13 protein-coding genes are annotated in these 9,061 nt (G+C 72.7%); 6 read left to right on the forward strand and 7 right to left on the reverse strand.

Translation table 11 applies throughout. The features are described 5' to 3' along the window. Positions 1–66: 66 nt before the first annotated feature. Complete coding sequence (locus ACLQ25_RS19195) at positions 67–1,410, reverse strand: M16 family metallopeptidase (protein ID WP_425732208.1); 1,344 nt, start codon at positions 1,408–1,410, stop codon at positions 67–69. Further along, the gene (locus ACLQ25_RS19200) at positions 1,407–2,699 is read right to left on the reverse strand and encodes a M16 family metallopeptidase (protein WP_355052234.1); all 1,293 of its coding nucleotides are present in this window, start codon (positions 2,697–2,699) and stop codon (positions 1,407–1,409) included. Before ACLQ25_RS19200 ends, ACLQ25_RS19195 begins: the two co-directional genes overlap by 4 nt. Positions 2,700–2,804: 105 nt before the next feature. Here ACLQ25_RS19200 and ACLQ25_RS19205 point away from each other — a divergent pair, with 105 nt between their 5' ends. Further along, on the forward strand, positions 2,805–3,539 hold the full coding sequence (locus ACLQ25_RS19205) for a phosphodiesterase (protein ID WP_425732209.1): 735 nt from the start codon (positions 2,805–2,807) through the stop codon (positions 3,537–3,539). Here the strand turns inward: ACLQ25_RS19205 and ACLQ25_RS19210 are convergent. Further along, complete coding sequence (locus tag ACLQ25_RS19210; RefSeq protein WP_425732210.1) at positions 3,506–3,724, reverse strand: hypothetical protein; 219 nt, start codon at positions 3,722–3,724, stop codon at positions 3,506–3,508. The genes ACLQ25_RS19205 and ACLQ25_RS19210 overlap by 34 nt on opposite strands. 273 nt (positions 3,725–3,997) lie before the next feature. Here ACLQ25_RS19210 and ACLQ25_RS19215 point away from each other — a divergent pair, with 273 nt between their 5' ends. From ACLQ25_RS19215 to ACLQ25_RS19225, 3 genes are all read left to right on the forward strand, one after another. Then, a complete protein-coding gene (locus ACLQ25_RS19215) occupies positions 3,998–5,092 on the forward strand; it encodes a 3-deoxy-7-phosphoheptulonate synthase (RefSeq protein WP_425732211.1) in 1,095 nt (364 codons plus the stop codon). A 269-nt stretch (positions 5,093–5,361) separates the two neighbouring features. Continuing rightward, entirely contained in the window at positions 5,362–5,595 is a 234-nt protein-coding gene (locus ACLQ25_RS19220; protein ID WP_425732250.1) for a hypothetical protein, read from the forward strand. Between the two features lie 50 nt (positions 5,596–5,645). Beyond that, on the forward strand, positions 5,646–5,840 hold the full coding sequence (locus tag ACLQ25_RS19225; RefSeq protein WP_425732212.1) for a hypothetical protein: 195 nt from the start codon (positions 5,646–5,648) through the stop codon (positions 5,838–5,840). Between the two features lie 65 nt (positions 5,841–5,905). On the opposite strand, the gene ACLQ25_RS19230 is transcribed toward ACLQ25_RS19225, so the two are convergent. Genes ACLQ25_RS19230 through ACLQ25_RS19240 form a run of 3 tightly spaced genes read right to left on the reverse strand, consistent with a single transcriptional unit; the run spans position 5,906 to position 7,159 of the window. Beyond that, positions 5,906–6,442, reverse strand: a complete 537-nt coding sequence (locus tag ACLQ25_RS19230; protein ID WP_425732213.1) for a DUF1360 domain-containing protein — start codon at positions 6,440–6,442, stop codon at positions 5,906–5,908. A gap of 52 nt (positions 6,443–6,494) precedes the next feature. Then, a complete protein-coding gene (locus ACLQ25_RS19235) occupies positions 6,495–6,821 on the reverse strand; it encodes a hypothetical protein (protein ID WP_425732214.1) in 327 nt (108 codons plus the stop codon). Beyond that, entirely contained in the window at positions 6,821–7,159 is a 339-nt protein-coding gene (locus ACLQ25_RS19240) for a DUF6158 family protein (protein ID WP_357134784.1), read from the reverse strand. The genes ACLQ25_RS19235 and ACLQ25_RS19240 overlap by 1 nt, the downstream gene beginning before the upstream one ends. A 130-nt stretch (positions 7,160–7,289) precedes the next feature. Here ACLQ25_RS19240 and ACLQ25_RS19245 point away from each other — a divergent pair, with 130 nt between their 5' ends. Together ACLQ25_RS19245 and ACLQ25_RS19250 are read left to right on the forward strand one after the other, a co-directional pair. Then, positions 7,290–7,706, forward strand: coding sequence for a hypothetical protein (locus ACLQ25_RS19245; protein WP_425732215.1), 417 nt, complete (start codon positions 7,290–7,292; stop codon positions 7,704–7,706). A 26-nt stretch (positions 7,707–7,732) separates the two neighbouring features. Beyond that, positions 7,733–8,059, forward strand: coding sequence for a DUF3817 domain-containing protein (locus tag ACLQ25_RS19250; protein WP_355052224.1), 327 nt, complete (start codon positions 7,733–7,735; stop codon positions 8,057–8,059). A gap of 24 nt (positions 8,060–8,083) precedes the next feature. Here ACLQ25_RS19250 and ACLQ25_RS19255 read toward each other — a convergent pair whose 3' ends face one another. Beyond that, a complete protein-coding gene (locus ACLQ25_RS19255; protein ID WP_357134781.1) occupies positions 8,084–8,566 on the reverse strand; it encodes a DUF6232 family protein in 483 nt (160 codons plus the stop codon). Between the last annotated feature and the right edge of the window lie 495 nt (positions 8,567–9,061).

The raw sequence follows: 9,061 nt of genomic DNA on the forward strand, positions 1-9,061 counted from the left end.
GCGTGCAATCTGACGCAAACCTCTTGATCAACGCGCTTCAGCGGGGGGCGACGCGTCCGGAGCGGGTTACGGGAGCAGGATCAGGTCTCCTAGGGCTGCGGACTCGAGGTCTTCTCGGATCACTGCCGCGTCGCCCTCTACCACCAGGGTCAGCGCCTCGGTGTGCAGGTGCTCGGCCGCCGCGGCGGAGACCTGGTCCACGTCGGCGTTGAGCAGTTCCTCGCGCAGCCGGGCGTGGTAGTCGTCCGGCAGGTCGTGCACCACGAGCGTGGTCAGGGCCGACGCGATCGCCCGCGGGCTCTGCAACTCCACCGAGAGCTGCCCGGCCCGCCAGGAACGGGCCACCGCCAGCTCCTCCTCGGTCACGCCCTCCGCCTGCGTACGGGCGATCTCGCCCACCGCCTCGACCAGGGCCGGGGTGGTGACGGCGGTCTGCACGCCCGAGCTGACCGCGAACCGGCCGAACCGGCGGGACGAGGCGAACTCGCCCCGGATGCCGTACGTGTAGCCGCGCACCTCGCGGATGAGGTGGTTGAGCCGGGAGGTGAACGCCCCGCCGAGGACCGTGCCGGCGAGGGTCATCGGTACGTGGTCGGGGTGCGCCCGGTGTGGCGACGGGTGACCGAGCCGCAGCGTGGACTGCACCGAGCCCGGCCGGTCCACCAGGATGATCCGCCGGCCCGCGCGCAGCGGCACCTCGACCGGACCGCCGAGCTGGGCTCGACCGCCCCCGGTGCCGGCGAACGCCGCAGCCGCCAGCGCGTCCAGGTCGATCCGGTCCAGGTCACCGGCGACGACCAGGGTGCCGGGCCGCAGGAACCACTCGGAGTGGAAGACGGTGATGTCCTCCACGTCCAGGGCGGCCACCGAGTCCGGGTCGCCGTACATTGGTCGTCCCCACCGCGTGTCGGCGCCGAACAGGTCGGCGCGCAGCGCGGCGTCGGCGCGCGGACCGGGGTTGGCCCAGTCCATGCGCAGCGCGTTCGCCTCGTCGTCGCGGACCCGCCGCACGTCGCTCGGGTCGAGCCGGGGCGTCCGGACGGCCTCGGCGAGGAGCTGCACGGCGGCGGTCAGCCGGTCCACCGGGACCTGCACGCTGATCTGGAACGAGTCCCAGTCCAGCCCGGTCACCAGTTCGGTGCCCAACGCCTCGATGGCCAGCGCGTACGCGGTGGCGTCCCGCTGCGCGGTGCCCTCCTCCATGGCCTTGGCGAGGACGCCGCCCAGGCCCTCCTTGCCGGTCAGCTCGCGGCCGGCGCCGGCGTCGAGCAGCAGCAGCGCGACGGCGAGGTTCTGCCCGGGCAGGTGCGCGGCGACCACCTGCCCGCCGCCTACCGCGCGGCGGACCACCGGCGGGAACCGGTACGGGCGAGCGGCACCCGGGCCGGGACGGTCGGTGATCAGCGTCATGCGGTCTCCTCGGGCACGTAGGTCAGGGTCACCCGGTCGGCGGCGCCGAGCACCTCGGCGGCCGTCTCGGCGATCTGCTCGGCGGTCACGGCGAGCCAGGCGGGCAGCCGGTCGGCGGCCCGGGCCGGGTCACCGAACTGGGTGGCGTACCGGCCGAGCGTGTCCGCGCGGCCGTCCACGGTCGACATCTGCCGCCACCAGGCGGTGCTCAGCAACGCCTTGGCCCGGTCCAGTTCGGCGGCGGTGACCGGCACGGTGGCCAGCTCGTCGACGACCTCGGCGAGCCCTTCGGTCAGCCGTTCGGCGCTCACCCCGGGCCGGGCCGTGGCGGTGGCGATCAGCGGCGCGGGCGCGTGCGCGAGGTCCACCCCGTACGCGCCGACCAGGTCGGGCTGGGCGATCCGCTCGCCGTCGGCGAGCCGCTGGTAGAGCCGACTGCCCCGACCGCTGCCGAGGACCGTGGCGAGGACGGTGAGCACGTCGTACCCGGGGGTGCCGAACGGGTGGCCGCGGTGCGCGACGTAGACGCGCGGCGCGGGCACGTCGGCGGTCACCGTCTCCACGGCGGGCTGCCCGGTCGCCGGGACGCTGCGGCCGTCCGGGGCGGCCGGGATGTCGTCGCGGGCGGGCAACGCGCCGAAGTACTTGTCGGCCAGCGCGAACACCTCGGCGGCCGTGGCGTCGCCGACGACGGTGAGCACCGCGTTGTTCGGCGCGTAGTACATCTCGTGGAACGCCTGGAAGGTCGCGAGGTCGGCAGCGTTCAGGTCGGCCATGGAACCGATCGTCGAGTGGTGGTACGGGTGCCCCGGCGGGTAGAGCAGCGGCAGCAGCCGCAGCCAGGCGTCCCCGTACGGGACGTTCTCGTAGCGCTGCCGGCGCTCGTTCTTGACCACTTCGCGCTGGTTGTCCAGCGTCTCCTGGGTGAGCGCCGGGACGAGCCCGCCCATCCGGTCGGCCTCCAGCCAGAGCGCCAACTCCAGGTGTTCGGCCGGGACCGTCTCGAAGTAGTTCGTCCGGTCCGGGTTGGTGGTGGCGTTCAGCGAGCCGCCGGAGCCCTGGATCAGCTTCATGTGTTCGGTCTTCGCCACGTTCACCGAGCCCTCGAACATGAGGTGTTCGAAGAGATGGGCGAAGCCGGTCTGCCCGGCCGGCTCGTGCCGGGATCCGACGTCGTACCAGAGGTTCACGGCCACCGCGGGCGCGGTCCGATCCTCGCTCACCACCACACGCAGGCCGTTGTCCAGTCGGGACGTCTCGATGGGCCAGGGGTAACCACTGTCGGGCATGGCACGACGCTATCCGATCTCGCGGACGGAAAGGTGACGTGCGGTCCGTCGGCGAGCCGACCCGCCCGCCCGCATCGACCGGGCCGCTCGGGGTACGGCAGGGGTATGACCCGACCGACCCCGCGCCGCGCCGCCCGCGCCGTCGAACGCGCGAGCGCCGCGCTCGGCCGCCTGCGCCGCGGCCGGTTGCTGCATCCGGCGGGCGCGTCGTTCTCCGCCATGGTGACGATCTGGGGTACGCCCGGACCGCCCGTCGGAGTCGGCCTCCTGGACGACCCCGGCGAGTACGCGGGAGTGGTCCGCCTGTCCCGGGGGACGCCCACGCCGGGCGGGTGGCCGGACGTGCTGGGCCTGGCCCTGCGCGTGCACTCCGGCCAGGGACGCCCGTTCGACCTGCTGGTCAGCTCCAGCGGCGCCGCTCCGGTGCTGCGGAACCTGCCACTGCCCCGCCGGGGGTTCTCCGGGACGTACAGCACGATCATGGGCTATCGCGTGGGCCGTCGCCGACTCTGGTTGGCCGCGTTGGCCGACCCGGCGGCGGTCGACCTCGGCCGTACCCTGTCCGCCGTCACGGCCGCGGCCCGGACGGACGCGCCGCGCCTGGTGCTCGCGGTCGCGTCCGCCGTCGGGCCGTGGCGGCCGGTCGGACAGGTCGGCTTCGGCGACCCGCTGGACGCCCGCCAGGACGCCGCGCTCGCGTTCGACCCGGTGCGCAACCTGCCGGCCGGCCTGCGGGCGGCCGGTCCGCTCGCCTGGCTGCGCGAGCAGACCTACCGGGGGTCACGCCGGGCCCGCGGTGCGACGGTTCAGTCCGGCGGCTCGACGGCCACCACGGTCTGATCCGAGGTACGCCGTTCCAGCACCGTGTCGGGGGCCGCGTTCCGGTCCGCCTCGCGCAGGTCCGATTCGGCGAGGATGGCCTCCGCCTGCGCCTGCGGATCGTCACTGCCCGCGGCGACCTCCTCGGGAAGGAGGTGGTGGGCGCGGGACTCCGCCCGCTCCTGATCGCTCTGCTCGTCAGTCATGGCACCCCTGTTACCCCGGGCCCGCCGTTCGCACGCGGTGTTCACTCCGCATCCTGGGACGAGGGCCCGGCGAGCCCGGCCCGGTCGGGTAGGCTGGCCCGGTGATGAGGACGTATCCATGGTTTAGGCAGCCGGCTGGCACGCCGGTGACTTCACCATGATCTGACGTCACCACGGACCGAGCCGGCCGGGCAGGAGCTGTCGTTCCCGCCTCTCTGCGTACGAGCAGCCGGCTCGTCCCGGGCACCGGCCCCGGGCACGGTCGGCGAAAGGATGCCCACCGTGACGACCCCGGAGACCGATCGGGTCAGCGACCAGCGGATCGACCGCGTCGTGCCGCTGACCACACCCGCCCTGCTGCACCACGAGTTGCCCCTGGACGCCCCGCTCGCCGCGGCCGTGTTGAACGACCGCCGCGCGGTGAGCCGGGTGCTCGACCGCGAGGACGACCGCCTGCTGGTGGTCGTCGGCCCGTGCTCGGTGCACGACCCGGCGGCCGCGTTGGAGTACGCCGAGCGTCTGCGCGCCGCCGCCGACCGGCTCGCCGACGACCTGCTCATCGTCATGCGGGTCTACTTCGAGAAACCCCGCTCGACGGTCGGTTGGAAGGGCCTGATCAACGACCCGGGGCTGGACGGCAGCGGGGACGTCAACACCGGCCTGCGCCGGGCCCGGGCGCTGCTGCTCGACGTCCTCCGGCTCGGCCTGCCGGTGGGCTGCGAGTTCCTCGACCCGATCACCCCGCAGTACATCGCCGACACGGTGGGCTGGGGCGCGATCGGCGCCCGCACCGTGGAGAGCCAGGTGCACCGGCAGCTCGCCTCCGGCCTGTCCATGCCGATCGGCATGAAGAACCGCCCCGACGGCAGCATCGGCACGGCCGTGGACGCGATCCGCGCCGCGGGAGTGCCGCACGTGTTCCCGGGCATCGACTTCTCGGGAACCCCCGCGATCATGCACACGCGGGGAAACACCGACGGTCACCTGGTGCTGCGCGGCGGCGGCGGTCGACCCAACTACGACGCGGCATCGGTGGCGGGGGCGCTCGACCTGCTCCGGGCCGCCGGGCTGCCCGAGCGTCTGGTGATCGACGCCAGCCACGCCAACAGCGGCAAGGACCACCGCAACCAGCCACTGGTCGCCGCCGACGTGGCCGCCCAACTGGCCGCCGGCCAGCGCGGGATCACCGGCGTGATGCTGGAGTCGTTCCTCCTGCCCGGCCGGCAGGACCTCGATCCCACCCGCGAGCTGGTGTACGGCCGTTCGGTGACGGACGCCTGCCTCGGCTGGGACGACACCGCCGAGGTGCTCGCCGAACTGGCCGCCGCCGTACGCGCCCGCCGGGCCACCCTGCCCACCCACGCCTGAGAGGTGTGACGGCCGGCACTACGGAGCGCGGAACACGACCGGGTGGCGCCTGGTTAACTGAGGTGTCGGTGTGCTCAGTGTCCCCGGGCCTCACCTAAATAGCCCTCGCGGAATACCGTTCGGCTGGAGCCGCGTCGCGCCACTCGCCGAGAGGCGACCTACACACCGACACCAGCGCCGCCCCCGGCTCACGAGGCCGGGGGCGGCGCTGTTTTGTACGCCCGTCGCAGGCCCAGGGCGTGACGTTTGACCGATTCCGGCCCGGGTAGCTGACCAACGTGACCGACGACGCATCCGTGGCCGACGAGCCGGACACCCGCGCCCTCGACGACCTGCTCGACGACCTCTACCGGGGCCAGGAGCGCATCACCCAGGCGGAGATCTACCGCCGGGCTGTCGCCGCCGAACTCCCGCCGGACCTGCTCGCCCGCATCGACGCGTTGCCCGAGGGCGAGTACGCGGTGGACGAGGCCAGCGACCTGCTGGGTGGCAGCGTCGCGTGAGCGGAACGAGCGCAGCCAGCGAGCCCAGCGACGCGAAGGGACGACACACCATGACGCACCACGAGGACCACGAGAAGAAGGTCCCGGCGCTGGGCCAGCCGCCGGAGGGCACGGACACCACGCCCGAGCCGGACTTCGCCAACGAGCACGACCGCACCGCGGTGGACCGCGACATCATCACGGGCGAGGACGAGGACGAACGCGAGCCGGAGTCGCCGCACGGCTGGTCCGGCATGCAACGTTGACACGTGTACGACAGCGGGGGCCGGCGACGTTCGCCGGCCCCCGTCGTGTGGTGCCCATCGTCAGGTCAGTCGTCGTGTCCGCCCTCGGCGGCCTGCTGGGCCGAGGCGTACGCCATCTGGAGGAAGTCGGAGGCTGCCACGGCGGTGAGCGCGGTCGCCACCAGACGCGTCAGCCGGGGGGCGAGCACCAGTCCCCCGGTGAGCCCCGTGGCCACCCAGACCGCCAGGCAGAACGGGCAGCTCAGCAACTCGCCGATGGCGTGTCGGGTGGAGCTGCCCGAGTCGCGGACCTGCTCCATCACCTCGCCGCTGCCGACCGGCCGGTCGTATCGGGTGAACGGGGCCCGCAGCGGGCTGGTCACCGCGTCCTTGGACAGCAGTCGGCTGAGCTTGTGCGTGGCGATGGAGAGGAGCACCACATCGGTGATGGCGGGACGCTCGGGTACCGGCCGCCCGGTCACCTTGACCAGGCCGGCGAGCGCTCCCGTGACGCCCGCGTAGGTGCCCATCGCCGCCAGGTAGCCGCCGAGCGGTCGATGCTCGTGCGGCGCGTACGCCCGGCGCAGCCGCGCCACCCTCTGTCGCAGGCCAGTGTCGGTCACCGGTCTCCTTCCATGTCGTCGTGGTACGAGAGTTCCGAACGGTCGACGTGACTCAACCGGCCTGAAAGTTGTCGGCGACCTCGCGGGCGAGGTTGGTCAGCGCCTCGTCGGCCAACTGGTCCGGGTCGGCACCGGAGCCGTCGGTCAGGTCGAGCTGGATCCGCGCGCCGCCGGAGTCGGCCGGATCCACCCGGATCTCGGCCGCCCAGTCGGCGTCGCCCCAGCGGGCCCGCAGCTCCTCCCCGCTGACCTCGGCCGGAGGGCTCCCGTCGGACCGCAGTGGCGCGGGCAACCAGGCCGAGGCTCGAGCCGGGTCGGTGGCCGTGTTGAAGACCACCTCCGGTGGCGCGGACATGCCGCGCACGGCTCGCGCCGCCATCAGGCGTCCCGCAGACGGCTCGGGTCGACCTCCCGGCCCGGGTGGCGAGCCAGGTACTCGGTCTCCAGATCCGCCGTGCGCCGCAGGTGGTTCGCGAGCGCGGAATCCGCCGCGTGCCGCAGCGTGTCCAGCCGGGTGCGGTGCAGGCTGTGCATCTCGCGGATCAGATCGTCGTCGGTCAGCTCCGTCGGGTCGACGCCGACCGCGTCGCCGTCGAGTTCGGCGCCCCCCGGGTCGGCGAAGTGGTCGCCGTCCCACTCGGGCACCCGCTGCTCCGGGCTCATCTCCGTACCGCCGCTGGACGCAAACCCGTCCTCGCGTACCGATCCGGTCATCATCGCCCCCCTGGTCTCGTTTGGGCTGGCGCCTAAACGGATGCCCACCCGGGGTGACGCCAAACCATCCCGTCCGCGCGCCAGCTACGACACCGTGTCGGAGAGCGCCGCCGTCCCCGGTACCCTCGACGCCATGAGGTGGCTCTGGACCCCGGCGTGGATCGCACGTCACGTGGCCATGGTCGTGCTGGTCGGGAGCTTCCTCGGGCTGGGCTGGTGGCAGATCAGCCGGGCCACCGCCGGCAACAACCTCAGCTGGGGGTACGCCGTCGAGTGGCCGATCTTCGCCGGCTTCGTGGTGTACGTCTGGTGGCGCGAGGTCCGGCTGGCCCGGCGCGCCGCGCAGGGCAGAACGGTGTCTCCCGGCGCTCCGGCCGAAGAGCCGGCCCCGGCCGCGAGCGCCGACTCCCGACCGGCGGTACGCCGACCGGTGCGGGTGACCAGGGCGCCGGTCGACGCGACGCCCGACGCGGCGCTGGCCGCGTACAACGACTACCTGTCATGGTTGAACGCCAATCCGGGCGCACGGCCCGGTGACTATCCCGGCTGAGCCGGGCCTGAAGAAGGACGGACGAAGTGGGCGCAGCCCTTACCCGGTACCGCGTGATCGCCTGGATCGTGGGCGTGGTGCTGATCCTGCTGGTCGTGATCGGGATGCCGCTGAAGTACGCGTTCGACAACCCGACCGTGGTGGAGACCGTCGGCCCGGCGCACGGCTTCCTCTACATGATCTATCTGGTAGCCGCGTTCGACCTGAGCCGCCGGGCCGACTGGCCGCTGAAGCGGATGCTCCTGGTGATGCTGGCCGGCACCGTGCCGTTCGTCTCGTTCTACGCCGAGCGTCGCGTCACCGCCTGGCTCGACCGGCCGGCCACCCGTACGCCGGAGCCGGTCGCCGGCTGACCGGGCCCCCGAAGGGCTGCCCGGTCAGCGGTTCGGCCGCCAGGGGTCGGCCGAGGCGACCGGGTCGACCCACCCGCCGTACCGGTTGACCTCCCGGGCGCGCAGCAGCGCCCGGGTGACCTGGCCGAACTGCCGCTCGTCGTCGGCGCTGAAGAGCAGCACCTCCGCACCCCGGTGCCATCCCCACAGTTCGTACGGCGGTGGCCGCCAGCGGTCACCGACGAGGGCGAGGGTGGCCGGCAGCAGGAGGACCGCGCCGAGGATGAGGTACGCCCCGGCGGTCAACCGCTGTAGGCCGCCGCTGAAGCCGAGGAGCAGGCCGACCACGCCGATCATGGAGGCGGTGGTCACGACGGCCCGGACGGCGATCCGGTCGTGCGGCCCTCGGGTGGTACGCAGGTTGGTCAGGTCGGGGATGCGGTAGCTGGTGCGGCCGACGGTGAACCGGTCGACGGTGACGATGATGCCAGGTCGCGCGTAGAGCAGCGTGGACCTGGCACTGGGCACCGTTCGCTGCGGTCGCGTCGTTACGCCTTCACGATTCACGGATCCTCCCGCGGGTGCGGTCTGTCGGGTCGGATCCCGTGATCACCGGCCTGAGTGTCCGATGACGGGATTCCCGGCCCCGGGCTCCATTGTGTTGGGGCACCGCCACTCCACCTGGGCATTTACGGCTGCGGACCGCTCACCCCTCCGGGCGACATCGTCGCGAAACAGCATCCATTTTGCCTTTTATCAGGGTATGGCGCGCTGATAACCGGCGGCATACGCCGGGAACGACGAAAGTCGTATATCGGTCATAACCGCAATCAAAGGCGCTGCGGAAGCCTTCACCCCCGTGTCGGGGGCCCCGTTGAAGCCGTGGTTCCGCAGTGGCACTTCCTGCCACTTGGTCAACATTCGCCCCTGCTTCAACTGCGCAGCACAACCGTCCCGGGTTAAGTTGGGCGAGCCGGTTCGGCCCAGTGTCGTCCACCCGGACGACCCCGACCGGTGTCGCCG

Origin of the sequence: Micromonospora sp. DT44 (assembly GCF_049841635.1) — a bacterium.
Lineage (GTDB): Bacteria > Actinomycetota > Actinomycetes > Mycobacteriales > Micromonosporaceae > Micromonospora.

What these genes read in the sequence shown, in the direction of transcription:
- ACLQ25_RS19195 (WP_425732208.1), bottom strand. Translation starts at nt 1,410, where the DNA reads ATGACGCTGATCACCGACCGTCCCGGCCCGGGTGCCGCTCGCCCGTAC.
- ACLQ25_RS19200 (WP_355052234.1), bottom strand. Translation starts at nt 2,699, where the DNA reads ATGCCCGACAGTGGTTACCCCTGGCCCATCGAGACGTCCCGACTGGAC.
- ACLQ25_RS19205 (WP_425732209.1), top strand. Translation starts at nt 2,805, where the DNA reads ATGACCCGACCGACCCCGCGCCGCGCCGCCCGCGCCGTCGAACGCGCG.
- ACLQ25_RS19210 (WP_425732210.1), bottom strand. Translation starts at nt 3,724, where the DNA reads ATGACTGACGAGCAGAGCGATCAGGAGCGGGCGGAGTCCCGCGCCCAC.
- ACLQ25_RS19215 (WP_425732211.1), top strand. Translation starts at nt 3,998, where the DNA reads ATGCCCACCGTGACGACCCCGGAGACCGATCGGGTCAGCGACCAGCGG.
- ACLQ25_RS19225 (WP_425732212.1), top strand. Translation starts at nt 5,646, where the DNA reads ATGACGCACCACGAGGACCACGAGAAGAAGGTCCCGGCGCTGGGCCAG.
- ACLQ25_RS19235 (WP_425732214.1), bottom strand. Translation starts at nt 6,821, where the DNA reads ATGGCGGCGCGAGCCGTGCGCGGCATGTCCGCGCCACCGGAGGTGGTC.
- ACLQ25_RS19240 (WP_357134784.1), bottom strand. Translation starts at nt 7,159, where the DNA reads ATGATGACCGGATCGGTACGCGAGGACGGGTTTGCGTCCAGCGGCGGT.
- ACLQ25_RS19245 (WP_425732215.1), top strand. Translation starts at nt 7,290, where the DNA reads ATGAGGTGGCTCTGGACCCCGGCGTGGATCGCACGTCACGTGGCCATG.